The organism is Aeromonas sp. 602200 (genome assembly GCF_049173895.1).
In the GTDB taxonomy this organism is placed as follows: Bacteria; Pseudomonadota; Gammaproteobacteria; order Enterobacterales; family Aeromonadaceae; genus Aeromonas; species Aeromonas veronii_A.
On sequence record NZ_JAAKSL010000006.1, the window covers coordinates 56,818 to 82,038 of the forward strand.

General features: G+C 60.9%; 23 protein-coding genes. 13 read left to right on the top strand and 10 right to left on the bottom strand.

Going from position 1 to position 25,221, the window contains the following annotated elements:
- The first annotated feature begins 121 nt into the window (after nt 1–121).
- Nucleotides 122–4,186 carry a pullulanase-type alpha-1,6-glucosidase gene (gene pulA, locus G5221_RS09440; protein ID WP_421263160.1) on the top strand — a complete coding sequence of 1,355 codons (4,065 nt, stop codon included), beginning with the start codon at nt 122–124 and terminating at the stop codon, nt 4,184–4,186.
- 201 nt (nt 4,187–4,387) lie between these two features.
- On the opposite strand, the gene G5221_RS09445 is transcribed toward pulA, so the two are convergent.
- The gene (locus G5221_RS09445) at nt 4,388–6,811 is read right to left on the bottom strand and encodes a zinc/cadmium/mercury/lead-transporting ATPase (protein ID WP_421263161.1); all 2,424 of its coding nucleotides are present in this window, start codon (nt 6,809–6,811) and stop codon (nt 4,388–4,390) included.
- Nucleotides 6,812–6,995: 184 nt separating this feature from the next.
- On the opposite strand from G5221_RS09445, the gene tpx reads away from it, so the two are divergent.
- Nucleotides 6,996–7,496, top strand: coding sequence for a thiol peroxidase (tpx, locus tag G5221_RS09450; RefSeq protein WP_266134739.1), 501 nt, complete (start codon nt 6,996–6,998; stop codon nt 7,494–7,496).
- Between the two features lie 58 nt (nt 7,497–7,554).
- On the opposite strand, the gene G5221_RS09455 is transcribed toward tpx, so the two are convergent.
- Complete coding sequence (locus G5221_RS09455; RefSeq protein ID WP_100646827.1) at nt 7,555–8,382, bottom strand: transporter substrate-binding domain-containing protein; 828 nt, start codon at nt 8,380–8,382, stop codon at nt 7,555–7,557.
- Between the two features lie 145 nt (nt 8,383–8,527).
- On the opposite strand from G5221_RS09455, the gene G5221_RS09460 reads away from it, so the two are divergent.
- Complete coding sequence (locus tag G5221_RS09460) at nt 8,528–9,757, top strand: DEAD/DEAH box helicase (protein ID WP_216952834.1); 1,230 nt, start codon at nt 8,528–8,530, stop codon at nt 9,755–9,757.
- Between the two features lie 3 nt (nt 9,758–9,760).
- On the opposite strand, the gene G5221_RS09465 is transcribed toward G5221_RS09460, so the two are convergent.
- Complete coding sequence (locus G5221_RS09465) at nt 9,761–10,591, bottom strand: CPBP family intramembrane glutamic endopeptidase (protein ID WP_421263162.1); 831 nt, start codon at nt 10,589–10,591, stop codon at nt 9,761–9,763.
- A 162-nt stretch (nt 10,592–10,753) separates the two neighbouring features.
- On the opposite strand from G5221_RS09465, the gene G5221_RS09470 reads away from it, so the two are divergent.
- A complete protein-coding gene (locus tag G5221_RS09470) occupies nt 10,754–11,458 on the top strand; it encodes a substrate-binding periplasmic protein (RefSeq protein ID WP_254204244.1) in 705 nt (234 codons plus the stop codon).
- Nucleotides 11,459–11,529: 71 nt separating this feature from the next.
- Here the strand turns inward: G5221_RS09470 and G5221_RS09475 are convergent, their stop codons facing one another.
- On the bottom strand, nt 11,530–11,826 hold the full coding sequence (locus tag G5221_RS09475; protein ID WP_005348860.1) for a hypothetical protein: 297 nt from the start codon (nt 11,824–11,826) through the stop codon (nt 11,530–11,532).
- 66 nt (nt 11,827–11,892) lie between these two features.
- Nucleotides 11,893–12,267, bottom strand: a complete 375-nt coding sequence (locus tag G5221_RS09480) for a YacL family protein (protein WP_031227767.1) — start codon at nt 12,265–12,267, stop codon at nt 11,893–11,895.
- A gap of 209 nt (nt 12,268–12,476) precedes the next feature.
- On the opposite strand from G5221_RS09480, the gene G5221_RS09485 reads away from it, so the two are divergent.
- The 7 genes from G5221_RS09485 (at nt 12,477) to G5221_RS09515 (ending at nt 19,904) form a co-directional block, all read left to right on the top strand.
- Nucleotides 12,477–13,592, top strand: a complete 1,116-nt coding sequence (locus G5221_RS09485) for a sugar diacid recognition domain-containing protein (RefSeq protein WP_043820514.1) — start codon at nt 12,477–12,479, stop codon at nt 13,590–13,592.
- Between the two features lie 118 nt (nt 13,593–13,710).
- Nucleotides 13,711–14,973 (top strand): GntP family permease, encoded by a 1,263-nt coding sequence (locus G5221_RS09490; RefSeq protein ID WP_139707427.1) that lies wholly within the window; start codon nt 13,711–13,713, stop codon nt 14,971–14,973.
- Nucleotides 14,974–14,982: 9 nt separating this feature from the next.
- The gene (locus G5221_RS09495; protein WP_421222249.1) at nt 14,983–16,116 is read left to right on the top strand and encodes a glycerate kinase; all 1,134 of its coding nucleotides are present in this window, start codon (nt 14,983–14,985) and stop codon (nt 16,114–16,116) included.
- A 232-nt stretch (nt 16,117–16,348) separates the two neighbouring features.
- Complete coding sequence (locus G5221_RS09500) at nt 16,349–16,912, top strand: NnrU family protein (protein WP_139462374.1); 564 nt, start codon at nt 16,349–16,351, stop codon at nt 16,910–16,912.
- A 58-nt stretch (nt 16,913–16,970) separates the two neighbouring features.
- Nucleotides 16,971–17,507 (top strand): glutathione peroxidase, encoded by a 537-nt coding sequence (locus tag G5221_RS09505; RefSeq protein WP_005348870.1) that lies wholly within the window; start codon nt 16,971–16,973, stop codon nt 17,505–17,507.
- 82 nt (nt 17,508–17,589) lie between these two features.
- Complete coding sequence (locus tag G5221_RS09510) at nt 17,590–18,525, top strand: LysR family transcriptional regulator (RefSeq protein WP_421263179.1); 936 nt, start codon at nt 17,590–17,592, stop codon at nt 18,523–18,525.
- A gap of 182 nt (nt 18,526–18,707) precedes the next feature.
- Nucleotides 18,708–19,904, top strand: a complete 1,197-nt coding sequence (locus tag G5221_RS09515; RefSeq protein WP_005348874.1) for a NupC/NupG family nucleoside CNT transporter — start codon at nt 18,708–18,710, stop codon at nt 19,902–19,904.
- Between the two features lie 101 nt (nt 19,905–20,005).
- Here G5221_RS09515 and G5221_RS09520 read toward each other — a convergent pair whose 3' ends face one another.
- From G5221_RS09520 to G5221_RS09540, 5 genes are all read right to left on the bottom strand, one after another.
- Complete coding sequence (locus G5221_RS09520) at nt 20,006–20,425, bottom strand: DUF4426 domain-containing protein (RefSeq protein WP_421263163.1); 420 nt, start codon at nt 20,423–20,425, stop codon at nt 20,006–20,008.
- A gap of 43 nt (nt 20,426–20,468) precedes the next feature.
- Nucleotides 20,469–20,771: a DUF167 family protein YggU gene (gene yggU, locus G5221_RS09525; protein ID WP_123173809.1), complete on the bottom strand. Its 303-nt coding sequence runs from the start codon at nt 20,769–20,771 to the stop codon at nt 20,469–20,471.
- On the bottom strand, nt 20,771–21,322 hold the full coding sequence (locus tag G5221_RS09530) for a YggT family protein (RefSeq protein ID WP_005341416.1): 552 nt from the start codon (nt 21,320–21,322) through the stop codon (nt 20,771–20,773). The genes yggU and G5221_RS09530 overlap by 1 nt, the downstream gene beginning before the upstream one ends.
- Nucleotides 21,323–21,333: 11 nt before the next feature.
- The gene (proC, locus tag G5221_RS09535) at nt 21,334–22,158 is read right to left on the bottom strand and encodes a pyrroline-5-carboxylate reductase (protein ID WP_421263164.1); all 825 of its coding nucleotides are present in this window, start codon (nt 22,156–22,158) and stop codon (nt 21,334–21,336) included.
- 142 nt (nt 22,159–22,300) lie between these two features.
- The gene (locus tag G5221_RS09540) at nt 22,301–23,002 is read right to left on the bottom strand and encodes a YggS family pyridoxal phosphate-dependent enzyme (protein WP_421263165.1); all 702 of its coding nucleotides are present in this window, start codon (nt 23,000–23,002) and stop codon (nt 22,301–22,303) included.
- Nucleotides 23,003–23,041: 39 nt separating this feature from the next.
- Between G5221_RS09540 and tapT the strand changes: the two genes are divergently transcribed.
- Nucleotides 23,042–24,076 carry a type IVa pilus ATPase TapT gene (gene tapT, locus G5221_RS09545; RefSeq protein WP_005340354.1) on the top strand — a complete coding sequence of 345 codons (1,035 nt, stop codon included), beginning with the start codon at nt 23,042–23,044 and terminating at the stop codon, nt 24,074–24,076.
- A 28-nt stretch (nt 24,077–24,104) separates the two neighbouring features.
- Entirely contained in the window at nt 24,105–25,214 is a 1,110-nt protein-coding gene (gene tapU, locus G5221_RS09550) for a type IVa pilus ATPase TapU (protein WP_421263180.1), read from the top strand.
- Nucleotides 25,215–25,221: the final 7 nt, after the last annotated feature.

Consider the following 25,221-nt stretch of genomic DNA (forward strand, 5'->3'; position numbering starts at 1 on the left):
TGGATGGTTTTTTTGCCCTCTCGCTCACATTTGAATCGATTGCCGCTGATTAATATGGCACCGCCTGGCAATGACCGGGTGCTCGACTATCGAGACTAACTACAGCGGGAATTATAAAAATATGGATATGAAAAAGACCAAAGTGGCGCTGGTAACAGCCTCACTGCTCGCGCTTTTGTCTGGCTGTAATGACAACAGCTCTGATGCCTCCGGTGTGAACCCCGTCCCCCCTACACCGCCTACACCTGAAGTCACCGATGGGCCTGTCGCTCGTCTGCCCAAGATGGATCCCCCGAAAGAGTTGCTGGTTGCCGGCGACAATCAGGTGGTCATTGCACTGGTGGATACCCAGTCGGCAGCCAAAGGCGCCAAGGCACCGTTTGACAGCTACAGCCTGCACCTTTGGAACAACGACGCCTGCAAGGCAACGGCAGATAGCGGCCTGAATACCGGGTGGGATGACAAGAGCAAGACACCGGCCACCGCCGACAGCTTTGGTCCGGCCTGGGTCGTTCCGCTCAACAAGGTGGAAGGGTGCATCAACTTTATCGCCCGCAACGGCGATCTGGCCAACCTGACCGGCAGCGATATGAAGGTGAGCTTCAGTGAGCACCCGGATCGCACCGTGGCCATCGTTGCAGGCAAGAAAGATCTGTTTGGCAGCCGTGCCGAAGCCTTTACCGCCGCCTTTGGCGTGGCGGGGGCCAGCGCTCATTTGATCGATGGCAATACCCTGATTTGGCAAGGGGGCAAGGACAAGCCCCACGTTCGCCTCTATTACACCGACTCGGGCACCATCAAGGCCAATGCCGATGGGGTGTTCGATTTCCCCTATATCAGCCTGACCGCGACCAGCCTGACTGCCGAGCAGCAGGCCAAATATCCGCACCTCAAGGATGCGGCCGCCTTTGCCCTGCCTGCCGGGAAAGATCTCAAGCCCCTGCTCAAGGGTGAGCTGGTGGCTATCGGCACCGATGCCGACGGTATCCTGCAGGGGGCGACCCTGGTGCAGAGCGCCGGCGCCCTCGATGCGCTCTATGCTCCCGAGGCGACCAAGCTGAGCTATGGTGCCGTGGTGGAGGGTAACCGGGTGACCTTCCGCCTCTGGGCGCCGACCGCCAAGTCGGTCAAGCTGGCCCTCTACAACGCCAGCCACCAGAAGAGTGGTGAAGTGGCGATGACCTTCGACAGCGCCAGCGGCAGCTGGAGTTATGAGGGGGGCAGCGAGCTGATCGGCCAGTTCTACCGCTACGACATGGAGGTCTACCATCCGCTGAGCCGCAAGGTTGAGCACTATGAGGTGACCGATCCCTACTCCCTGAGTCTGGCGATGAACTCCGAGTTCAGTCAGGTAGTGGATCTCGACGATCCGGCCCTGAAACCGGAAGGATGGGACAGCCTCAAGGCGCCCCACAGCCAGCAGAACCCCGCCGATATCACCATCTATGAGGCCCATGTTCGCGACCTGACCGGTAACGATGCCTCCACCGATGAAGATAAGCGCGGCAAGTTTGTCGGCCTGACCCAGCCCGACTCTGTACCGGTCAACCATCTGAAAGCGCTGGCAAAAAGCGGCGTCAGCCACCTGCACCTGCTGCCGGTGTTCGATATCGCCACCGTCAATGAGGATCCGGCCAAGGTGGCCAATCTCGGCGATGACTTCAGCAAGCTCTGTCAGGTCAATCCGGATGTGAAAACATCCAGATTTGGCGGCTATTGCGGTGGCGGTCAGACCGTGGGAGATGTGCTGACCGACCTGCAAGGGGGCGACAGCAAGGATAATCCGCAGGTGCAGGAGCTCTCCGGCTATCTGCGCGGCGTCGACTCCTTCAACTGGGGTTATGATCCCTACCACTACACCACGCCGGAAGGCTCCTACGCCACCAACGCCGAGGGCACCAAACGTATTCTGGAGTTCCGCGAGATGGTCAAGGCCATCAAGCAGAACATCGGCATGAACGTGGTGATGGACGTGGTCTACAACCACACCAACGAATCCGGGCTCGGCCCCAAGTCGGTGCTAGACAAGATAGTGCCCTGGTACTATCAGCGCCTCAATCCGGAGACCGGCTCGGTGGAGAACTCCACCTGCTGTTCCAACACGGCGCCGGAACACGCCATGTTTGCCAAGCTGATGGATGACTCCCTGGTCACCTGGGCGCGCGACTACAAGATCGACGCCTTCCGCTTCGACCTGATGGGCCACCATCCGAAAGATCAGATGGTTCAGGCGCTGGCCGCGGTGAAGAAGGTCAATCCCGAGATGTACTTCTACGGCGAGGGGTGGAACTTCGGCGAAGTGCAGGATGACAAGCGCTTCGTGCAGGCTACCCAGAAGCATCTGGGTGGTACTGGCATCGGCTCTTTCTCCGACCGCTTGCGCGATGCGGTGCGCGGCGGCAGTCCGTTCGACGGTGGCGATACCATTCGCAAGACCCAGGGCTTTGGCAACGGTGCTTTCGTCGATCCTAACGAAATGAGCAAGGTGGATCTGGCGACGGCCTTGCACCAGTCCGATCTGGTGCGGCTCGGCATGGCGGGCAACCTCAAGGAGTTCGTGCTGACCGACAAGGATGGCATGCCGAAGAAAGGCGCCGAGATCGACTACAACGGTCAGCCTGCCGGCTATGCCCAGGATCCGGTGGAAGTGCAGAACTATGTCGACAAGCACGACAACCAGACCCTGTTCGACAACCTGATCTACAAGGCGCCTGCCGGAGCCGATCTGGTGCGGATGCAGGGGGTCTCGCTGGCGACTGCCATGCTGGGTCAGGGCATTCCCTTCACCCACGCCGGTGTCGAGCTGCTGCGTTCCAAATCCATGGAGCGGGACAGCTATGACTCGGGCGACTGGTACAACAAGGTCGACTACACCCTGGGCGACAACAACTTCGACAAGGGGTTGCCGCGCAAGGACAAGGATGGCGACAACTATCCGCTGATTGAGCAGGTGCTCGGCAAGCATGCCAAGCCGGGCTCGGCCGAGATGGCGCAGATGGTGAGCTTCTATCAGGAGCTGGCGGAGCTGCGCAACTCCTCCCGCCTGCTGCGTCTGGGCAGTGGCGCCGAGGTGATCAAGCGGGTCGACTTCCGCAATACCGGCCCGGATCAGGTGCCCGGCCTTATCGTCATGACGGTGGATGATGGCGTCAGGGCCGGGGCGGATCTGGATCCGGCCATCGACGGCCTGGTGGTGATGATCAACGCCAGCAACCAGAGCCAGAGCATCGGTGACTTCCGTGACGGTAACGATCAGCCGATCGATCTGAGCGGTATGGTGCTAAGCAGCAAGCATCGCGCAGTCGACAGCATCGCCAGCGGCGCCGCCTATGATAACGGCCAGCTGACGCTGGGGGCCTGGTCTGCCGCTGTGTTCGTCAAGCCGCAGAATGGCGCTCAGGGCGCGGGCCTGCCGGTCAGCAAGAAGACCGACCTGAGCACCCTGCCACCGTTTGGCAACACCGATGTTTATCTGAAGGGGTTCCTCGATGAGTGGGGCAACACCAACCAGATGACCTTCAGCGGCAACTTCATGTACGAGTTCACTACCGAGGTGAGCACCGACAAGCTGGGTACCACCAACGTCAAGATCGCTGACGCCAGCTGGGGGCCGGTCAACTACGGCAGCTGCAACGCTGGTGACAAGCTGGTGGTCGGCACTCCGCTGACCCTTTGCAAGGGGGGAGAAACCGGCAATATCGGTGTCGATCTGGCCAAGGCAGGCAGCTACAAGTTTGTCTTTACCGCCATGAACAAGGACAAACCGACCCTGAGCGTCAGCTTCACCGAGCCGGTGCAGAGCTGCAAGGTGCTGGATACGGTGGCGGGCAATCCGCTCGGCTACAACCTGTTCGTCAAGGGTGAGCTCTCCGGCTGGGGAGCCCAACCTCAGTACCAGCTGAGCTACAAGGGGATGGACGGCGATCTCGCCATCTATCAGGCGGCGTTCAACTACGCCGGCAGCACCGAGTTCAAGGTGGCCAACGAGGACTGGAGCAAGGAGTACCTGCTCAACGGTGGCGGCGCGGTGAACGCTGAAACCGGCTATTCGTTCGCCTTCTCCAAGGGGGGCAGTGCCAATAACAGCATCACCTTGCCGCAGGGGCTGTGGAGTGTGCTGGTGAAGGTTGACCCGGCTGGCGTTAAGGCGGGCACAGCCGTCATTCAGGAGTGCAGCGTCAAGTAAGCAAGCCATTGAGTCCGGGGGATGGCTCGGCGCCCCCGGGTTGAATTCCACCTTGCCAAGGGTGGGATAACTCCGAGAGAGTAAGCAAAGCGCGACTGCCGACCGGCAGGCGCGCTTTTTCTTTTACGGGGGGCCGTGAGAGGAAAAAGAAAAGCCGTCCCGGTTGGGGGACGGCTTTTGGCTGGGATGCCATTGGCTGGCTTAACGCTTGCGCAGCAGCCGCAAGGCGTTGGCGGTCACCAGCGCGGTGGCGCCGGTATCGGCCAGCACCGCAATCCACAGGCCGGTGATGCCGAGCAGGCTGGTGACCAGAAAGATGGCCTTCAGTCCCAGTGCCAGCGCGATATTCTGGTGAATATTGGCCAGTGCCGCCCGCGACAGCCGGATCATCGCGGCAATACCGCCGAGCTGGTTGTGGGTCAGCGCCGCATCGGCGGTCTCCAGCGCCACATCGGTGCCGCCGCCCATGGCGATGCCGATACTGGCCCGCTTCATGGCAGGGGAATCGTTGATGCCATCACCGATCATCGCGACTTTCTGCGAGCTGGCGAGTTTGGCAATCTCATCGACCTTTCCCTCCGGCAACAGGCCGGCGCGCCAGCCCATGCCCAGCTCGGTGGCGATCGCCTCAGCTGCGCGGGGGTTATCGCCGGTCAACATAATGCTGTTGAGCCCGAGCCGGTTGAGCTCTTGCAGCGCAGCCGCCGCCTCCGGCCGGATCTGATCCCGCAGCGCCAGCAGGGCGACCGGCAGCGCCTGGTCGCCGCTGCTTTGGCAGAGCACCACGACAGTCTTGCCCTGCCGCTCCAGCGAAGCAATCCGGGTTTGCTGTTCCATATTCAGGGCCGCCACCCGGCTCGGTGCCAGCAGTTGCCACAGCTCGCCGTTGATGCTCCCCTCAACGCCCATGCCCGGCAGGGCGCGCAGGTCGCGGGCCTCCGCCAGCGTCAGCCCCTGTTCGGTCGCGTTGGCGACCACGGCGCGGGCCAGCGGGTGGTGGGAGCCCTGCTCGATGGCAGCCGCCAGTGCCAGCAACTCGTCCTCCGGCTGGCCATTGAGGCTCACCAGCTCGGTCAACTGCGGCTTGCCCAGCGTCAGGGTGCCGGTCTTGTCAAAGGCGACTGTATCGATATGGGCCAGTCGCTCCAGTGCGGCCCCCCCCTTGATCAGCGCCCCCTGACGGGTTGCGGCGGCCAGCGCCGAGGTGACCGCTGCCGGGGTGGAGATGACCAGCGCGCAGGGGCAGCCAATGAGCAGCAGCGCCAGCCCGCGATAGATCCACTCGTCCCAGCTCTGGCCGAAGGCAAGGGGCGGCACCACCACCACCAGCAGAGCAACCAGCATCATGGCCGGGGTATACCAGCGGCTGAAGCGGTCGATAAAGCGCTCGATGGGGGCGCGCTGGCTTTCGGCCTCCTCGATGAGGTGCAGAATGCGGTCGATGGCGTTGTTGCCGGGCTCGGAGACGACTTCAAGACGCAGTACCCGATCGGCCGCCAGACTACCGGCCGGCACCTTGTCACCCTGACGGCGTTCCACCGGAATCGACTCACCTGTCAGGGCGCTTTCGTCAAACGCACCGAGTTCATCGAGCAGGCGGGCGTCGGCAGGTAGACGGGCACCTGGGGCGATTTCGATGATATCGCCGGGACGCAGCTCATCGGCAGCTACCTCTTCCCGCACCTCGCCCTCGGCAGTGGTACGGATGCGCAGCGCCTTGTCAGGCACCAGCGCCATCAGCGCTGTCACTCCGGCCCGGGCGCGTCCGGCGGCGTAGGCCTCCAGATGTTCACCCAGCATAAAGAGCAGCAGCACCATGGCCGCTTCGGCGGTTTCGCCGAGAAACAGGGCGCCCAGGGCGGCGACCGTCATCAGGGTCTCGATGGCGAAGGGGGAGCCGCTTTTGGTCAGCGCCCACGCCTTGCGGGAGATGGGCCACAGCCCCCAGAGGGTCGCCAGGGTAAAGAGCGGCTGACCGAACTCTTTCGGCAGCAGGGCGGCGACCGGCATCAGACTGGCCAGTGACAGGGGCTGCCAATATTTGCCCAGGGTGTTCAGCAGCGGGCTTTGGCGTGTTGCTCCCTTTGTGATTGTGTGGGCTCTGGTGGCTTGAGCACCCTTGAGCTGGAAACCGGCAGCCAGCACGGCGGCGGTGACGGGATCGGGGGAGAGACCGGGGGACAGATCCACTACCAGCTTCTCGGTGGCAAACAACACGCGGGCCTGTTGCACGCCGCTCACCCGGCTGACTGCGGTCTCGATCTTGCGGGCGCAGCTGGGGCAATCCATCCCCAAAACCTGCCAGCTGTGGCGGCTGTTACCTTGCTCCGGCGCAACCAGCGGGTCGGCAGGGGGCATATCATGCTCATGTTCGTGAGCTGGCGATAAAGGGGCGTTGCAGCACGCTTTATCGTGGCAACTTCCTCGGGGAGGCTCTTCATCCCCGGGGGATTCATTGCCGTCACGGGATGCGTGCTCATGAGGCGTCGGGGTTGAACAGCAACTGACGGGCGTGGTGTTGTCGCAGCAGTGGCTATCGTGGTGATGCTCACTCTGGCCGGGGGCCGCCTTGCTGACGGCTTTGATGGGGGCGGTGTGCTGATGATTGCAGCAGGATTTGCTCATGATGAGTCCCTCTTGATGGATCCCGCCCCTGCGAGATCCCTGATTACCGAGAAGGAGTCTAAACCTTGGTGTTAAGTCCAAGGTCAACCCCTTTATATCCCTTGTCTTCGCGGGTGTTTGTCTGGTCTCGCCGCCCCTATACTGATCACCCGGATTTTTACTACACCAATAAAGGACATAACACATGAGCAACTCAGTCACTCTGCAAGGCAACCCGGTCTCCGTCGCTGGTCACTTCCCGGTCGACGGTGAGCAAGCCAAGCCCTTCTCCCTGGTGGCCAAGGATCTCTCTGACGTGACCCTGGCAAGCTTTGCCGGTCAGCGCAAAATCCTGAACATCTTCCCGAGCGTCGATACCCCGACCTGCGCGACCTCTGTGCGCAAGTTCAACGAGCAGGCCAGCGCGCTGGATAACACTGTCGTGCTGTGCATCTCCGCCGATCTGCCGTTCGCCCAGTCCCGCTTCTGCGGCGCCGAAGGTCTGGACAAGGTAGTGACCCTCTCCACCCTGCGCGGTGCGGCCTTTATGGAAGATTACGGCGTTGCCTTCTCTTCCGGCCCGCTGGTAGGTCTGACCGCTCGCGCCATCGTGGTACTGGATGGTGACAACAAGGTGCTGCACAGTGAGCTGGTCGCAGAAGTGGCCGACGAGCCGAACTACGCCGCTGCGCTGGCCGTGCTGTAAGGCTGCAAGCCATAAAAAATCCCGCTTCGGCGGGATTTTTTATGCGGGAATTGTCTGTTCAGGGTGTTGCGGGCGGGGTGGTCGCCGGTTCAGCCTTGGCGGGTGGGGAGGGTTGCCACTCCACATAGGGGCGGTGGATCTTCTCGTAGATCTCGGCCAGTTTGCCGGTGGCGGCGAGTTGCTCAATGGAACGACTTAAAAATTCGTCTATTTCATCCCCGCTCCCCCCTTTCTGGATGATGAAGACATCCTCGAAATCACCAAAGAATTCACGGCGAATATTGGTCAGCTTCAGATTTTTCAGCATCAGGTCCGCCTCTTCTTGTGCCCAGACAAAGGCGTCTATGCGACCCCGAGACAGTTTGCGCAGTGACTGCTCGATACTCATCGAGCGCTGTACCGAGAAGGGCATATAGTCGGGAACGGCTTCAATCAGCAGATCCCGTTTGGTGGGCACTATGCCATAGGCCATATCTGTGGTGACCGGATGGGCAGTATTGCTGTAAATCACATGGGCCACCTTGCCAAAGCTGCGGGTACTGAAACGGTAGGGGAGCATATCGACCTCCCTGAGATTGCGGATGGCGGGCAGACCGAGATCTGCCTTGCCAGCGATCACTCCGGCCATGGCCCGGGCGATGGGATAGATGGTGATCCTGATGGTCACATCGGGATGAAGATCGTCGATGGCGCGCACTAAATCAACGAAAGGTCCTGTCTTGTCGGCATTGATCAGTCCCGGCAGCTCACCGAGATGCGCGTTAAGAGTACGCACCGGTTTGGCCTGTTCGGCCGCACTGTCGCTCGCCGTGCTGCCGGACAGGCCGAGCGAGATGCTGCCAAGCAGCGCACTGGTCAGCAGCAGGATGGGGATGTGTCTGGTCATGACAGTTTTCTCTGTGATGGGTCAGCTCAAGTGTAGTCAGCCCGTTGCAATCCCCCCCTTGGCCTGGCCATCATTGATAGGGTTTTACTTCTCGGCCCCCGCTCACTAGACTTCGCCTCCCACTTCTCTTTGTTAACGTAGCGCCATGACCTTTCGCGAACTTGCCCTCCATCCCGCTCTGCTGGCCTCTTTGCCCGCCACCTTGCAGACGCCGACCCGCATCCAGCAGCTGGCGATTCCGGCGGCGTTGGCGGGGCAGGATCTGCTGGCACTGGCCCAGACCGGCAGCGGCAAGACGCTGGCGTTTGGTTTGCCGCTGCTGCAACGGCTGGATCCTGCCTCCAGCCAGGTGCAGGGTCTGGTGCTGGTGCCAACCCGCGAGCTGGCGATTCAGGTATCTGCCGCGCTTAAAGAGGGGGCCGAGGCGCTGGGATTGTGCATCGTGACGTTGTGTGGGGGCGTTGCGCAGGAGCGGCAACAGGCCGAACTGGCGCAGGGGCCACAGCTGCTGGTGGCTACACCCGGGCGGTTGCGGGATCTGCTGACCCAACAGTTGCTGGGGCTGGATGGTCTGCAGCTGCTGGTGCTGGATGAGGCGGATCGCCTGCTGGAGATGGGCTTTGCTCCCGACATCAAGGCGCTGCTCGGCTTTATTCCGGCGGATCGCCAGACCCTGTTCTTCTCCGCCACCTTGCCTGCCGAGCTGGAAGCGCTGGCCAACGGCCTGCTGCGTGAGCCAACCCGTATCGAGGCCACACCCCTCAACAGCGTGGTGAACGAGATCGAAGAGCGACTCTATCTGGTCAACAAGAGCAGCAAGGTGCCGGCGCTCATCAGCCTGCTCAAGGAGCAGGCGTGGCCGCAGGTGCTGGTCTTTATCAGTGCGCGGGATGATGCCGACGGGGTCGCCAGAAAGCTGGCCAAGGCGGGCATTGCGGTGGCTGCTCTCCATGGCGAGAAGGAGCAGGCGGTGCGCGAGCAGGCGCTCAATGATTTCAAGGAGGGTCGGGTGCGGGTGCTGGTGGCCACCGACCTGATGGCGCGCGGCATCCATGTGGAGGCGCTGCCGCTGGTGATCAATCTGGACTTGCCCGCCAGTGCCCCTGTCTACGTTCACCGCATCGGGCGTACCGCCAGGGCTGGCCGCGAGGGGTTGGCCATCTCGCTGGTTTGTCATGGCGAGAGTGACATGCTGCAAGCCATCCGCACCCTGACCGGCCGCGAGCTGCCGCTGGGAGATCTGGCGGGATTCCCGGTCACCGACCAGCCTGCCAGCGGGGAGGGCAAACGCCCCCCTCGTGACAAGCAGGCCAATCGCCGTACTCAGGCCAAACGCAGCGTCAAGCAGTTCAAGGGCAAGACGCCGCGCAGTTGACCGTCAGGCTCTGGCCAGCGGGTAGGTGAAGAGCACCAGATGGGCGAAGTTGAAGGCGAAGTGGATCAGGATGGGCACGGAGAGTCGCCCGCTGAGCTGGAATACCAAGCCGTAGCAGCAGCCTGCCAGGGTCGCAAACAGCGCCAGCAGTGGGCCACCGGGCAGGTGGATGGCTCCGAACAGTAGCGCGGCCACGATGATGCCAATCCAGGGGCGGTAACGCTCGGTCAGCCCCTGCTGAATAGCGCCTCGAAACAGCGCCTCTTCCGCCACGCAGGTGAACAGCAGGTTGTTGAGTGCAAACAGCCACCACCAGTGGGGCAGACCCACTTCCGGTTTCAGTGCCCCCAACTGCCAGGCGATGACCAGCAGGGCACCCAGCGGCAGCAGTAACAGAGCCAGCGGACGCCAGCGGATAGCGCCTCCCTTACCAAGCAGCGTCGGACAGGCCAGCAGCAGCCCAAAGAAGAGCAGTGGCTTGTCGAGGTTCAGATACATGTTGAATGGCACACTGGCGGGGCCTGCCAGTACCTGATCCAGCACCTTGAGATTGCTGAAACCGGGGATCAGGTGCAGGGTCAGTGCCACCGCCCATGCCAGCAGGGCTGACCATGCGAGGGGGCGGCTATGGCCGGAGAAGGTGGGCAGACGCCAGGCCAGCAGCAGGGCTGCCAGCGTCACCAGCAGTGCGGTCGTGGTGATGCGATCCAGCCAGAGCGCCAGCAGCAGAGCCACAGCAAGCAGCAGGAAACCTGGCAGGCGTTGGCGTGCCATACAGAGCAGGGTGGCCAATGCCAGTGCTGCCCAGATCAGTATGTCAGGTAGGGGTAACATCGGAACTCCTCTGTAATAAAAGCGCTGCACCTTAGCAGGGGCGTTGGCGCAAAGGCAACCAGACCGGGTTATTTGGGTCAGCCTCCTATACTGAACTGGAGAGTAAAGAGAGGGATGGCGATGAAGCACTATGGCTGGTTGTTCTGTTGTTGGTGTGGATGGTTGTCATGCGCCCCCCTGTCGCTGGTAACCGGAGATTTTTCGCCCTATTCCGGGGCCGGGCTGCCTGATGGTGGGCAGAGCACCCGGCTGGTGACGACCCTGCTGCGCGAGGCTGGCTATGACGAGCTGAAGGTGGATTACCTGCCATGGAACCGGGGCTACGAGCTGGTTCGCAACGGCCTGGCATCCGCCACCTTCCCTTATGCCTGGACGCGTGAGCGAGCCAAGCTGTTCTATTACAGCGCCCCCATTCATATCGATCACCTCTCCTGGTTCACCTATCGTGGCAGTGATGCGGTACTCGATGGCAAGTGGCAGGGGTTGAGAGTCTGTATTCCTGCCAGCTGGAGCACCAGTCACGCAGATGAGGTGATTGCCCGTTTTTCATTGCGGCTCACTCGCCCCAAGAGTTTGGTGCAATGTCTGCAACTGCTTGAGCGGAAACGGGTTGATCTGATGCCGATGAATGATGCGGTGACGGCGGACGCCAGCATGCAGGTGTTCGGCGACCCGAACTATCTGCAACCGCTCCCCTATTTTCGCCAGCGGGATACCTTCTATTTGCTGGTGTCGCGCAAGATGCAAAATGGACGCGAACTGATAGAACGCTTCAACGAAGCCTTGGCTGCGGCACGTGCCAGTGGCCATTACGACCAACTGGTTCCCTGGGGACAGCCACGTCTGCTGCGCTGTGAGCAACCCTGAGTCAGAGCAGATTGGCACCAATTAAAAAGCCGGAGCAGTGGCTCCGGCTTTCTTTATGCCTTCAGGGGCGATTAGCGGCCTGATTCTGCGATCACGCGTGCGATGATATCGGCGCGCTTGCCGGCTTCCAGTTCGCCCAGGGCGATCAGGCCAGCCTTGAAGATGACGTTCTTCGGCAGGCTGACGTCGTCCAGCGTGGCGATCGCTTCAACGTGCATGCCGTTCAGACGGCTGGCATCGCGCGGGCTCAGGTTGACCTGAGTGTTCATCACCTGCTTGCCTTTCTTCTTGGCAGGTGCAGCCGCTTTCTTGGTGGATTCCTGTTCTTCGTCTTCCGGCAGTTCGTCATCAAAATCGTAAATAGACATAGTCAATCCTGTTGAGTTAGGCAAAAGGGCACGTTTGCCCGACATAGTAATCCGACATTGGGTCAATCAGCCCATATCCTCGTTACGGATAAAGGCGCGCCAGGAGCCGAGCACCTGGGCAAAATCTTCCAGCCCGCACATGGCCAGCTGTTCATCATCGTAGTAGGCGAGATCGTCAAGATCCTCACCCAGCTCGATATTGAGGGCGTTGGCTTTCACCTCCGCCTCTTCATGGGTCAGCAGCAGGGAGTAGTCACCGCCGTTGAGCCGGTATTCGACTCGGGTGCGGTTGGAGAGCTGATCAATGATGGAGAAGAGCTCGTCGAGCTTCTCCTCATCCTTGCCAACCTCGTCGATCAGCCACTGACCGATGGCTTCATGGCCCATGGAGAACCGGGCGCGATAGCCACCAAACGGGTCGCGGCGAAATTCATAATCCATAGCACAGTCCAGATCGGAGGGATGGGCCAGCACGGGCAGGCGGGTGCAAGCACGCAATTCCTGCTCCATGGCGGGGCACACATCGGGTAAAGTGGCCTATTCTAGCGATCCCCCTCTCGCTTGTCTTGATGATGTGGCATCTTTGCGCCCATGTGCCCTGAATCGCCTCGTGGTGACGTAGCCAGATCAGCCCCTTGTCCGGAGATGTTATGCAGCTAAACGATAACCTTGCCCGCCAGATCGTCGCGCGGGCGATGAAGATCCTCTCCTTTTCGGTCAACGTGATGGACGAACACGGCCTCATCATTGCGTCCGGCAATCCGGAGCGGATCCATCAGCGTCACGAAGGGGCCGTGCTGGCGCTCACTGAAAACCGGGTGGTGGAGATTAGCGAAGCGACAGCCCTGCAGCTCAAAGGGGTGCGACCAGGCATCAATTTGCCCATCTCCTATCAGGGGGAGCTGATCGGGGTGATCGGCATCTCCGGCGATCCGGAGGAAGTGCGTGCTTACGCTGAGCTGGTGCGAATGACCGCCGAGCTGATCCTGGAGCAGGCGGCGCTCACCGAGCAGCTGCAGTGGGACAAGCGCCACAAGGAGGAGCTGGTGTTGCAGCTCATTCGTGGTGAGGGGCGAGTCGATCAATTGCAGCAGGCGGCCCGTTTTCTCGGACTGGAGTTGGCCCAGCCTCGGGTGGTGGCCGTGCTGGCGCTGGAGGAGGCGGATCCGGCTCGTCTGCGAGAGCTGGTCCATCAGCTGGAAAATCCGGAGCGGGACAATCTGGTCGCCATCAACGGGCTCGACGAGATAGTGGTGCTCAAACCGGCGCAGTTGAGTGAGGGCGTCTGGCAATCGGCGCAGGAGCGCAGTCGGATCAAGCAGTTGCTGGCCCGCATTCCCCACTTCAAGGTGCATATCGCGGTGGGCGATTACTTCGCCGGGATCGACGGGCTGGCGCGCTCTTACCAGACGGCGCGGGATACCCTGCGCCGTGGCATGCGGCAGGCGCCGCGCAAACAGGTCTACTTCTTTGAGGACTACCGTTTGCCGGTGCTGCTGGGCAGTCTGGCGGACTCCTGGCAGGCGGATCAGCTGCGCGCACCGCTGCAGAAACTGGCCCGGGAAGATGGCAAGGGGGCGCTGCAGAAGACCCTGCGCCACTATTTCTTGCAGGATTGTGATCTGCATCGCTGTGCCGAAGCGCTGTTCATTCACCCCAATACCCTGCGCTATCGGCTGGGGCGGATAGAGCAGATAACCGGGTTGAATTTCAACAAGTTAGACGACAAATTTTTGCTCTATCTCGGCCTTAATCTCGACTTGTGATTGTGAATTTAGACAAAAAAATACATTTATATGATGTGATTTTTGGTTAATCAGCCAAAGCATTCTGATTGCAGATCTCCATAATGGCGGCCATTCACTCCCATTGAAGGTGTCCGTCATGATCCCGGTTACAGCCCTTGGCGCCATCGCGGCGCTCTCCATCGCCATCATCCTCATTTTGAAGAAGGTGCCGCCCGCTTACGGCATGATCGTGGGTGCCCTGGCCGGTGGCCTGATTGGCGGTGCCGATCTGACCCAGACCGTCGCCCTGATGATCGGCGGCGCCCAGGGGATCACCACTGCGGTGATGCGGATCCTGGCGGCCGGTGTGCTGGCGGGTGTACTGATCGAATCGGGCGCTGCCACCACTATCGCCGAGACCATCGTCAAGAAACTTGGTGAAACCCGCGCCCTGCTGGCGCTGGCGCTGGCAACCCTGATCCTGACTGCGGTCGGCGTATTCGTGGATGTGGCCGTTATCACGGTCGCCCCCATCGCGCTGGCCATCGCCCGCCGTGCCGACCTCTCCAAGGCGGCCATCCTGCTGGCGATGATCGGCGGCGGCAAGGCGGGTAACGTCATGTCCCCCAACCCTAACGCTATTGCCGCGGCTGATGCCTTCCATCTGCCCCTCACCTCTGTGATGGCGGCGGGCATCATTCCGGGTCTGTTCGGTCTGGTGATGGCCTACTGGCTGGCCAAGCGTCTGAACAACAAGGGCAGCAAGGTTGCTGCTGATGAGGTGGTGAGCTTTGCCGGTGCCAAGTTGCCAGGCTTTGCCGCCGCCATCAGTGCACCGCTGGTCGCCATCCTGCTGCTGGCTCTGCGTCCTGTTGCCGGTATCGTGGTGGATCCGCTGATTGCGCTGCCCCTCGGTGGTCTGGTCGGCGCCCTGATGATGGGTAAATTCAGCAAGGTGAACCAGTTTGCGGTCTCCGGCCTCGCTCGTATGGCGCCGGTGGCCATCATGCTGCTGGGTACCGGTACCCTGGCGGGCATCATCGCCAACTCCGGCCTGAAAGATGTGCTGATCAGCGGCCTGACCGCCTCCGGTCTGCCTTCTTACCTGCTGGCGCCCATCTCCGGTGCCCTGATGTCGCTGGCGACTGCCTCGACCACCGCCGGTACCGTGGTGGCCTCCAACGTATTCAGCTCCACCCTGATTGAACTGGGGATCAGCGGTCTGGCCGGGGCGGCCATGATCCATGCCGGTGCCACCGTGTTTGACCACATGCCCCACGGCTCTTTTTTCCATGCCACCGGTGGCAGCGTCCACATGGGGGTAGGTGAGCGCCTGAAACTTATCCCTTACGAAACTGCAGTCGGTCTGACCATTGCCACTGTCTCCACCCTGATGTTTGGCGTGTTTGGCCTCGCCTAAGGAATTGATATGAAAATTGTTATTGCCCCCGATTCATTCAAGGAGAGTCTGAGCGCCATGGCGGTGGCTGATGCCATCGAGGCCGGTTTCAAGCAGGTACTGCCGAACGCCACCTACGTCAAATTGCCGATGGCCGATGGCGGTGAAGGCACGGTGCAATCGCTGGTGGATGCCACCGGTGGCCGCATCCTGCCGGTCGAAGTGACCGCGCCCCTAGGTAACAAGGTGCAGGGCTTCGTCGGCCTGCTGGGTGATGGCCAGCGCGCAGTCATCGAGATGGCTGCCGCCTCTGGTATCCATCTGGTGGCGCCCGAGCAGCGCAATCCGCTGCTCACCTCCAGCTTCGGCACCGGCGAGCTGATCCTGGCTGCGCTGGAGATGGGGGTGAAGCACCTCATCCTCGGTATCGGCGGTAGTGCTACCAATGACGGCGGTGCCGGTATGATCCTGGCGCTCGGCGGCAAGTTGCTCAAAGCGGATGGTGCGCCTATTGCTCTGGGTGGCGCAGGTCTCAGTGAGCTCGCGACCATCGATCTGAGCAGTCTGGATCCGCGTCTGAGCGATCTGGTTATCGAGGTAGCGTGCGATGTGAACAACCCGCTGTGCGGCCCGAAAGGCGCCTCTGCGGTGTTTGGCCCGCAGAAGGGGGCGACCCCCGAGATGGTGGCGCAGCTCGATGCCAACCTCTCCCGTTATGCCGACTGCATTGAGCAGGCCCTTGGCAAGCAGGTGAAGGATATTCCGGGGGCGGGCGCTGCCGGTGGCATGGGGGCCGCGCTGGTCGGTCTGCTTGGTGCCGAACTCAAGCCCGGCATTCAGATCGTGATTGAAGCCCTGAAGCTGGCCGATGAAGTGGCCGATGCGGACCTGGTTATCACCGGCGAAGGGCGCATCGACAGCCAGACCATCCATGGCAAGACGCCAATCGGTGTCGCACGTTGCGCCAAGCAGTTCGGCAAGCCGGTGATCGGTATCTCCGGTTGCCTGACCGACGATTGCGGTGTGGTACATGATCACGGTCTGGACGCGGTATTCGCCGTGGTCAACCGCGCCATGTCTCTGTCGGAGGCGCTGGAGAGCGCCAGCACCAACATTCAGCTGACTGCGCGCAACGTAGCGGCGCTCTATCAGCTCAAGGGCTGATCCGGTTCGGCCGATGCGCCCCATCGGCCACTCAATATCCCCGTTTGGGGCATCTCCCATCCCGCGAGATGTCTGACTGCCCTGGCACTTATTTGCCGATCCATCGTGATCGGCTCTTTTCTTTCTGCTCCTTTGTCTTGCCACACTTTTGACTCCATGGGTCAGCGCGGTTTTGATAGGCGCAAATCTCCCTTTACGGCATAGTGGTCGTACCAAGTACAAGGAGAGACTCATGTTCCTGCTGACCCTGGGGGTTGCGCTGTTTACCCTGATCCATCTCTACCCCTGTTTTGCGGTGGCCCATCGGGCGCGACTGAGAGAACGGCTGGGTGAGAATCGCTACAAGGGGCTCTTCTCCCTGCTGGTGTTTATCGCCATCGCCTGCATCATCGCTGGTTGGCGCTCGGCCAGCTCGCTGCCGCTCTACTTCCTGCCGGAGTGGGGGCCGATGACCATGACGGTGATGATGCCCTTTGCGCTGATCCTTTTTTTCTCCGGCCAGGGGCCCAACCATCTGCGCCGCTGGCTGGTGCATCCCCAACTGCTCGGTACCCTGCTCTGGGCGGTGGCCCATCTGCTTGTCAACAGCGAGGCGAGATCTCTGGTGCTGTTTGGCGGCATCGGGCTGTGGGCGCTGGTGAGCATGGTCTGGATTTCGGTGCGGGACTGGCAGCGATATCCCCGTCCGGCGGCCAACTGGACGGGCACCGGCATCAGCGTCGGGGCGGGCCTGGCTGCCACCGCGCTGTTGGTGTTCTGGGGCCACGGCTGGCTGACCGGCATTCCCCTGCATTGAGAGTGAACTGCGGCTCTGGTAACCGCGTATGATTGACAAAACAAAAGGAGTCTTGGCGATGAAATGGTTCACTCTGTTGCTGTTATTGGGGGCCAGCGCGGCCTCTGCGGCGTGCCCAGATTATTTCAATGTGGAGATGCGGGAGCTCAACAATGCCCAGCGCCACAACCTCTGTCAGCTGACCGAGGGCAAGGTGGTGCTGGTGGTCAATACCGCCTCCTATTGCGGCTACAGCGGCCAGTTCCGCGATCTGGAGAAGCTCTACCAAAGCTACAAGGATAAGGGATTGATTATTCTCGGTTTCCCCTCCAACGACTTCTGGCAGGAGGCGGGCAACGAGACCAAGACCGCCGAGGTGTGTCGCCGCGACTATGGCGTCACCTTCCCGATGTTCAATCGGGTAGCGGTGCGTGGCTCCGATGCGGTACCGCTGTTCAAGGGGCTGGCGGCGGCCGCTGATGGGGATGAGCCGAACTGGAACTTCCACAAGTATCTGGTGGGGCGCGATGGCAAGCTGATCGCCAGCTACGGCGCCAACCAGAATCCGGCTGACGACCCCCTCAAACTGCAGATCACCCGGGCGCTGGGGCTCTGACCCTACCCCTTGGCGGGCGGCTCTGGAATAATGGGCTCCCGCCACTCAATCCGGTTCTCCTGTGCTGCAACGTCTTCCTCAAATGGTGATCTTCGATGCGCTGGTGCGCGAGCAGGGGATCTCTGCCGCCGCCCGTCGTCTCGGGGTCTCCAAATCCCATATCAGCAAGCAGCTGGCGCTGCTGGAGACCACCCTTGGCGCCCAGCTGGTCCAGCGCACCACCCGCCGCTTCGTCCTGACCGAGCTGGGTCAGGAGTATGCCCGTCGCTGCCATGCGCTGGTGGCAGTGGCGCAGGAGGCGGACTCCATGATCGCCGAGCGGCGTGGCAAGGTGAGCGGGGTGCTCCATCTCGGGGTGGGCCAATCTTTTGGCCGCTTGCACGTCATTCCTCATCTCAAGGCGTTTCAGGATCGCTATCCCGAGCTGGAGCTGGAAGTCTCGCTGTTCGACCACAGAACCAATCTGGTGGATGAGGGGCTGGATCTCTGGCTTACCACCTATGAGGACAAGCCGGAAGGGCTGGTGGGACAGCGGCTGGCCGACATCGGCTTCGTGGTGGCGGCTTCGCCGGATTATCTGCTGAGCCACGGCACGCCGCTTCATCCCAAGGATCTGGCCCAGCACAACTGCATCACTTACCAGAGCCGGGAGCGGCGCTATCACCAGTGGTCGTTTCGCCAGGGCAAGGAGCGCCAGACGGTGCAGGTGGCGGGCAACTATCGGGTGGATATGGCGGAGGCGGTGCGGGATGCTGCACTGGCCGGGCTCGGCATCGCCTATATCGCCAACTATTTGCTGGACAAGGAGTTACAGAGCGGCAAGCTGATCCCTGTGCTGCCAGGGTGGCGACCGAACCAACAGATGGCGGTACACGCCGTTTACGCCCGGCGCGAACATCTGGATCCCAAGATCCGTCTCTTCATCGATTTCCTCAAGGCCCGCTTTGGCCCCGAACCCTATTGGGAGCAGCGACTGGCCCCCTGGCTCGGGGGTAAATTGTCCGGTGGTGAGGAATGATTGTTTCCATTTAAGAACTCTCGATTTCTCCTGATACTAAAATCGAACCAAATCAGCCAGTTGGCGCAACCGATATCGTGCAAACGTTTTTTCTAACAGGCTTGTAACCAAGCGGACTTGCAGTGACGTGGGGAGAGGCGCAGAATCCGCGCCCATCTTTTGCCCCACCTGATGGAGTCCCTATGATTGCCCTGCTCGGCATCCTGAGTATCCTGGCGCTTGCCGTCATCTGCTCTGATAATCGTCGTCGTATCCCGTTGCGAACAGTTGGCCTTGCCCTCTGCCTGCAAATCATGTTTGCCGGTCTGGTGCTCTGGTTGCCTGCTGGTCAGCACGTACTGAACGGGGTCAGCGAGAGCGTAAGTAGCGTGATCGGTTATGGTCAGGAGGGGATCGCCTTCCTGTTCGGCGATCTGGCCAAGTTCAAGCTGGGCTTCATCTTTGCCTTCAACGTGTTGCCGGTCATCATCTTCTTCTCCGCGGTGATCGCCATCCTCTACCACATCGGCATCATGCCGCGGGTGATCGCCCTGCTGGGTGGTGGCTTGCAGAAATTGCTGGGCACCGGCCGCGCCGAGAGCCTCTCCGCGACCGCCAACATCTTCGTCGGCATGGTGGAAGCGCCGCTGGTGGTCAAACCCTACCTCTCCAAGATGTCCGATTCCCAGTTCTTCGCTGTGATGAGCTGTGGTCTCGCCTCCGTCGCCGGTGGCACCCTGGTGGGCTATGCCAGCCTCGGGGTTGAGCTGAAATACCTGATCGCTGCCGCCTTCATGTCGGCCCCTGCCGGTCTGGCGATGGCCAAAATCCTGGTGCCGCCGGGAGCTGAAGAGGTCGATCACCATCAGGATGTGGAGATCCCCCGCGCCACCAACGTGATCGAAGCGGCGGCCGATGGCGCCATGTCTGGCCTCAATATTGCGGTGGCGGTCGGTGCCACCCTGCTGGCCTTCGTTGGCGTGATCGCCATGCTGAATGGTCTGCTGGGTTGGGCTGGCGGTCTGGTGGGGCTGGATCTGAGCTTCCAGATCATTCTGGGCTGGCTGTTTGCCCCCGTCTCCTGGCTGATCGGGGTACCCTGGGATCAGGCGCAAGCCGCTGGCGCTCTGATCGGTACCAAGATCGTGGTCAACGAGTTCGTCGCCTTTATCGGTCTGGTGCAGGATCAGACCCTGAGCGAGTCGAGCAAGGCCATCGTGACCTTCGCCCTGTGCGGCTTTGCCAACATCTCCTCCATGGCGATCCTGATCGGCGGTCTGGGTTCCATGGTGCCGGAGCGCAAATCCTTCATCGCCCGTTACGGCATGCGCGCAATTCTCTCTGGCGTGCTGGCGAACCTGATGAGCGCCTGTCTGGCCGGTCTGTTCCTCGCCCTGTAACCGCTGCGGTACGGAATAGATGCAACAAGGGCGCCCTGATGGCGCCCTTGTCATATGGATAAAATGAAGCCCTGACCTTGGTCGGGGCTTCTTGTTGCTGCTCAGTCGACGTAGAAGGTCTGCTGGAAGCTGAGGTTCTGTTGTTGCCCACCGCCCATGATCTTCAGGGTGAACTGATAGGTATCTTCGTTGCGGTAGGGGAGGGTCGCCAGATAGTAGATGGCATCGCCCTCTTTTACCTCCTGAAAGTTCAGGGTGCGGATGGTACCGGTCAGGTTCTTGGCCTCACCGGTGATCCCCACTGCTTGCGCCACTTTCTGTTTGTCCTGTACCGCGATATTGATGATGGCGTTGTAGCGGCTGCGCTCCAGTCCATACGCCTTGGCGACCTCTGGTGTGAGGAAGCTGGAGTTGAAGGCGTTGTAGTGCACCAGCCAGGGCCCCAGTTCCTTCATCTGTTCTGCCTTGAGCGGCAGGGTCATCAGCAGTGCCAGCAGGCTACTAATCCAGGCTGTTTTCATCTGTCATCCCTCTCATATCTACGGTTGGCGCAGGCCAATTCATTCAGCCTTGCGTGTCATTCAGCAGTGCACTCACTTCTTGCGGCAACTGTTTGGGGCTGTCGATGGTGACGGTTTTGTGTCGCCCCAGCTCGCCCCGCACTATGGTGATCTGTCCCTTGGCCACCTTGAACTGCTTGGCCAGAAACTTGATCAGATGGCTGTTGGCTTGGCCATCGACGGGCGGCGCCGTGATGGCCACTTTCAACTCTTCGCCATGCAATCCGATGATCTGATCCCGACTCGCCTTGGGCTGGATCACCAGATGCAGTACCAGTTCATCCCCTTGTTGCAGGACGGCTGGCATCAAATCATCCACCACAGCTGGCCGAACAGGTCACCCAGCAGATAGTTGATGGCTTGCAGGCCGATAAAGGCGACCAGCACCGAGAGATCCAGTCCGCCCAGTGCCGGCAGTACGCGGCGGATAGGGGCGAGGAACGGCTCGGTCAGCTGATGCATCACGTATTCGATGGGGTTGCGGCCCTGGCTGACCCAGCTCAGGATGGCGCGGATCAGCAGTACCCAGAAGATCATCGAGCCCGCTTTCTTCAGCACGGTCAGCGCGGCAAACAGGCTGATGCTGAGCCAGTCCGCCAGCAGCACGTTCATGCTCTTGAGCAGGGCCAGCTTGGCGAAGGCGATGGCCAGCGCCAGCACCACGGAAGCGAGATCGATGCCGCCAAAGCCAGGGATAACGCGGCGCAGCGGGATCACCAGCGGATTGGTCAGCTTGACCACCATCTGGCTCATCGGGTTGTAGAAGTCGGCGCGGGCCCACTGCAGCCAGACGCGCAGCAGGATCACCATCAGGTAGAGATCGAAAACGGTGTTAATCAGAAAGTAAGCAGTGTTCATCTGGGCTCCTGTTAGAAGAGGGTTTCCATTTCGGTGGCGCGAGCAACGGCCGCCTGCATGGCTTGCGCAGTCAGCGGCATCAGCCCCTGCTGCTGGAATGTCTTGATGGCTTCGGCTGTGGTGCCGCCCTTGCTGGTCACCTGCTCACGCAGGGTTTGCAGCGCCAGCTCAGGGTTCTGCTCCACCATGGCGGCTGCGCCCAGCGCGGTCTGCTGCACCAGCAGGCGTGCCTGATCGGGCGAGAAACCCATCGCCTCCGCCTCTTCGGCGATCGCCTGCATAAAGAGGAAGAAGTAGGCCGGAGCACTGCCCGCCGCGGCGATGACGCCGTTGATGCCAGACTCCTGCTCTACCCAGAGGGTCTTGCCGACCGCCTGCATCATCTGCTCGGCAAAGTCACGATCCACTGCGGCAATATGTTCGGGTGCATAGAGACCGGTCATGCCCAGACCCAGCAGGGCAGGGGTATTGGGCATGGTGCGGATGATGCGGTCATGGCCACCGGCCATCTCGCCAAGCCGCGCCACCTTGATGCCAGCCGCGATGGAGATGAGCAGCTTGCCCTCAAGGGAGCCCAGCTCGGCAACCAGAGCGGCCAGCATGCCTGCCATCAGCTGCGGCTTGACTGCCAGTACGATCACTTCGGCGCCTCGGGCCGCCTCGGCATTACTCTGGGTGATGCGAATGCCATGTTCCCTCGCCAGCGTCTCCAGCTTGGGCAGACTGGGGTTGGCGGCAGTGATCTGCCCGGCGGGATAACCCGCCTTGACCAGTCCGGCGATGATGCTGCGGCTCATGTTGCCCGCGCCGATAAAGGCCAGCGTTCTATGCTGCATCAGATGCTCCTGTTGCACATGGGGTCGCGGCGGGATTGGCGCTGCCTGCACCACCTGACGCCAGAATTCGGTGTTCCATCAAACGCTCCTGTTGATGAAGTCGCGGCAAGAGGCGGACGTATGGGTTATCCGCTGGCCTTGCCTATGAGTAGTCACGGGCGCCGAAGATGGCGGTGCCGACCCGCACCATGGTGCTGCCGTGGGCGATCGCCAGTTCAAGATCCTCGGTCATGCCCATCGAGAGGGTATCCACCGTGGGGTATTGTCGCGCAAGCTCGGTGAACAGAGTCTGCATACGGGTCATTTGGGCGGCCAGTATGCTCTCGTCACTGGTGTGCTCTGGAATAGCCATCAGTCCCCGCAGCACCAGTCGCTCACTTTGAGAGACCAGATCGGCAAGGCGGAAAATCTCTTGTTCCGACGTTCCGGATTTGCTGCTCTCTCCGCTAATATTGATTTGCAGACAAACATTTAGCGGTGCCATGCTGGCGGGACGCTGGTTGTTGAGGCGCTCGATCAGCTTGTCCCGATCCACGCTCTGCACCCAGTCAAATCGTTCGGCGACCAGTTTGGATTTGTTCGATTGCAAAGGGCCGATAAAGTGCCACTCTATGTCGCTATATTCCGGCTGCTGGCGCAAGGTGTCGATCTTGGCTGCTGCTTCCTGAGCGTAGGATTCGCCAAAGCAGCGCTGACCTGCGGCATGGGCGGCCATGATGGCCTCGACCGGCTTGGTCTTGCTCACGGCCAGCAGGCGGATCAGCTGCAGGTTGCGGCTCGCCCGTTCGGCGGCCTGGGCAATACGTTCTTTTACCTGAAACAGGTGCTGGGCAATCTGGTTCATATTTCGTTAGTGATCTTGTGATGGGAGAATGACAAGTCTATGGATATCACAGAGTTATTGGCTTTCAGTGTAAAGCATAAAGCCTCGGATCTACACCTCTCGGCTGGGGTTCCCCCGATGATCAGGGTTGATGGTGAGGTTCGCAAGATCAATTTGCCCGCCCTGGAACACCGGGAAGTGCATGCCCTCATTTACGACATCATGAACGACCATCAGCGCAAGGAGCTGGAGGAGAACTTCGAGGTCGATTTCTCGTTCGAGGTGCCCAATCTGGCCCGTTTCCGGGTTAACGCCTTCCAGCAGGCGCGCGGCTCGGGCGCGGTATTTCGTACCATCCCCAGCACTGTGCTGAGCCTCGAGGATCTCGATGCGCCGGAGATCTTCCGCAAGATCGCCGAGTTCCCGCGGGGTCTGGTGCTGGTGACCGGCCCGACCGGTTCCGGTAAGTCGACCACCCTGGCGGCCATGGTCAACTACATCAACGAGAACTTCCATCATCACATCCTCACCATCGAGGACCCCATCGAATTCGTCCACGAGAACAAGCGCTGCCTGGTGAACCAGCGGGAAGTACACCGTGATACCAAGAGCTTCAGCAACGCCCTGCGCTCGGCCCTGCGGGAAGACCCGGACATCATTCTGGTTGGCGAGATGCGTGACCTTGAGACCATCCGGCTGGCCATGACTGCCGCCGAAACCGGCCACCTGGTGTTTGGCACCCTGCACACCTCGTCGGCGGCCAAGACCATCGACCGTATCATCGACGTCTTCCCTGGTGCGGAGAAGGACATGGTGCGCTCCATGCTCTCCGAATCCCTGCGGGCGGTCATCTCCCAGACCCTGCTCAAGCGCATTGGTGGCGGTCGGGTGGCGGCTCACGAGATCATGATGGGCATTCCGGCGGTGCGTAACCTCATCCGGGAGGACAAGATTGCCCAGCTTTACTCGGTGATCCAGACCGGGATGACCCACGGCATGCAGACTATGGATCAGAGCCTCAAGCAGCTGGTGAGTCGTGGCGTGGTGGCATCCCTCGATGCCAAGGCCAAGGCCGTTGATCCCAACAGCATTTAAGCGACTTGTACCCAGGGAGGGATAAATGATGAATCTGGATGATCTGTTGAGCCAGCTGGTCGAGCGAAAGGGATCGGATCTGTTTGTGACGGTGGGATCGCCGCCCATTCTCAAGGTGAACGGCCATCTGGTGTCGCTGGGGGGAGAGCCGCTCGACAAGAAAGGGGCGCTGACGCTGGTCAGGGATACCCTCAGCAGCGATCACTTCGAGCGCTATGTCCGCACCAAGGAGGCCAACTACGCGATTTACCGCGAGGCGCTGGGTCGCTTTCGGGTCAGCGCCTTCTGGCAGCAGGAGCTGCCCGGTATGGTGATTCGTCGTATCGAGACCCGCATTCCCACCTTTGAAGATCTGCAGCTCCCCAGGATCCTGCAGGAGGTGGCGATGGCCAAGCGCGGGCTGGTGCTGTTTGTCGGTGCCACCGGGGCGGGTAAATCGACCACTCAGGCGGCGATGATCGGCTATCGCAACCAGCATGCCGATGGTCATATCCTGACGGTGGAAGACCCGGTGGAGTTCGTCCATCAGCATGGCCGTAGCCTGGTGACCCAGCGGGAGGTGGGGATCGATACCGAGTCGTTCGATGTGGCGCTAAAAAGCTCGCTGCGTCAAGCGCCGGACGTGATCCTGATCGGCGAGATCCGCAGTCAGGAGACCATGGAGTTTGCCCTTCAGTTCGCCGAGACTGGCCATCTCTGTCTCGCCACTTTGCATGCCAACAACGCCAACCAGGCGTTGGATCGCATCCTCCATCTGGTGCCGCAGGAGAAACATCGCCAGTTTCTGTTCGATCTCTCCTTCAACCTCAGAGCCATTGTCGCCCAGCAACTGGTGCCGAGTGTCGATGGTTTGCGGCGCAGTGCGGCATTCGAGATCCTGCTCAATACCCCGCTCATCACCGACATCATCCGCAAGGGAGAGATGCACCGTCTCAAGGAGGTGATGACCAAATCTGCCGAACTGGGCATGCAGACCTTCGATCAGGCGCTTTTCAGCCTGTTCTGCGCCGGCCAGATTGGCTACAGTGAGGCCCTCGCCCATGCCGACTCGGCCAACGACCTGCGGCTGCTGATCAAGCTCTCCGGTCGCGAGCAGCTGGGGTCCGGCACACTGGAAAATGTGACGCTGGATGAATGAAACATGG

What these genes read in the sequence shown, in the direction of transcription:
- yggU (WP_123173809.1), bottom strand. Translation starts at nt 20,771, where the DNA reads ATGCCAGCCGTCCTGCAACAAGGGGATGAACTGGTACTGCATCTGGTG.
- G5221_RS09500 (WP_139462374.1), top strand. Translation starts at nt 16,349, where the DNA reads ATGTTCCTGCTGACCCTGGGGGTTGCGCTGTTTACCCTGATCCATCTC.
- pulA (WP_421263160.1), top strand. Translation starts at nt 122, where the DNA reads ATGGATATGAAAAAGACCAAAGTGGCGCTGGTAACAGCCTCACTGCTC.
- G5221_RS09495 (WP_421222249.1), top strand. Translation starts at nt 14,983, where the DNA reads ATGAAAATTGTTATTGCCCCCGATTCATTCAAGGAGAGTCTGAGCGCC.
- G5221_RS09485 (WP_043820514.1), top strand. Translation starts at nt 12,477, where the DNA reads ATGCAGCTAAACGATAACCTTGCCCGCCAGATCGTCGCGCGGGCGATG.
- tapT (WP_005340354.1), top strand. Translation starts at nt 23,042, where the DNA reads ATGGATATCACAGAGTTATTGGCTTTCAGTGTAAAGCATAAAGCCTCG.
- proC (WP_421263164.1), bottom strand. Translation starts at nt 22,158, where the DNA reads ATGCAGCATAGAACGCTGGCCTTTATCGGCGCGGGCAACATGAGCCGC.
- G5221_RS09520 (WP_421263163.1), bottom strand. Translation starts at nt 20,425, where the DNA reads ATGAAAACAGCCTGGATTAGTAGCCTGCTGGCACTGCTGATGACCCTG.
- tapU (WP_421263180.1), top strand. Translation starts at nt 24,105, where the DNA reads ATGAATCTGGATGATCTGTTGAGCCAGCTGGTCGAGCGAAAGGGATCG.
- G5221_RS09475 (WP_005348860.1), bottom strand. Translation starts at nt 11,826, where the DNA reads ATGTCTATTTACGATTTTGATGACGAACTGCCGGAAGACGAAGAACAG.
- G5221_RS09490 (WP_139707427.1), top strand. Translation starts at nt 13,711, where the DNA reads ATGATCCCGGTTACAGCCCTTGGCGCCATCGCGGCGCTCTCCATCGCC.
- G5221_RS09460 (WP_216952834.1), top strand. Translation starts at nt 8,528, where the DNA reads ATGACCTTTCGCGAACTTGCCCTCCATCCCGCTCTGCTGGCCTCTTTG.
- G5221_RS09510 (WP_421263179.1), top strand. Translation starts at nt 17,590, where the DNA reads ATGGTGATCTTCGATGCGCTGGTGCGCGAGCAGGGGATCTCTGCCGCC.
- G5221_RS09530 (WP_005341416.1), bottom strand. Translation starts at nt 21,322, where the DNA reads ATGAACACTGCTTACTTTCTGATTAACACCGTTTTCGATCTCTACCTG.
- G5221_RS09465 (WP_421263162.1), bottom strand. Translation starts at nt 10,591, where the DNA reads ATGTTACCCCTACCTGACATACTGATCTGGGCAGCACTGGCATTGGCC.
- tpx (WP_266134739.1), top strand. Translation starts at nt 6,996, where the DNA reads ATGAGCAACTCAGTCACTCTGCAAGGCAACCCGGTCTCCGTCGCTGGT.
- G5221_RS09505 (WP_005348870.1), top strand. Translation starts at nt 16,971, where the DNA reads ATGAAATGGTTCACTCTGTTGCTGTTATTGGGGGCCAGCGCGGCCTCT.
- G5221_RS09540 (WP_421263165.1), bottom strand. Translation starts at nt 23,002, where the DNA reads ATGAACCAGATTGCCCAGCACCTGTTTCAGGTAAAAGAACGTATTGCC.
- G5221_RS09455 (WP_100646827.1), bottom strand. Translation starts at nt 8,382, where the DNA reads ATGACCAGACACATCCCCATCCTGCTGCTGACCAGTGCGCTGCTTGGC.
- G5221_RS09480 (WP_031227767.1), bottom strand. Translation starts at nt 12,267, where the DNA reads ATGGATTATGAATTTCGCCGCGACCCGTTTGGTGGCTATCGCGCCCGG.
- G5221_RS09445 (WP_421263161.1), bottom strand. Translation starts at nt 6,811, where the DNA reads ATGAGCAAATCCTGCTGCAATCATCAGCACACCGCCCCCATCAAAGCC.
- G5221_RS09515 (WP_005348874.1), top strand. Translation starts at nt 18,708, where the DNA reads ATGATTGCCCTGCTCGGCATCCTGAGTATCCTGGCGCTTGCCGTCATC.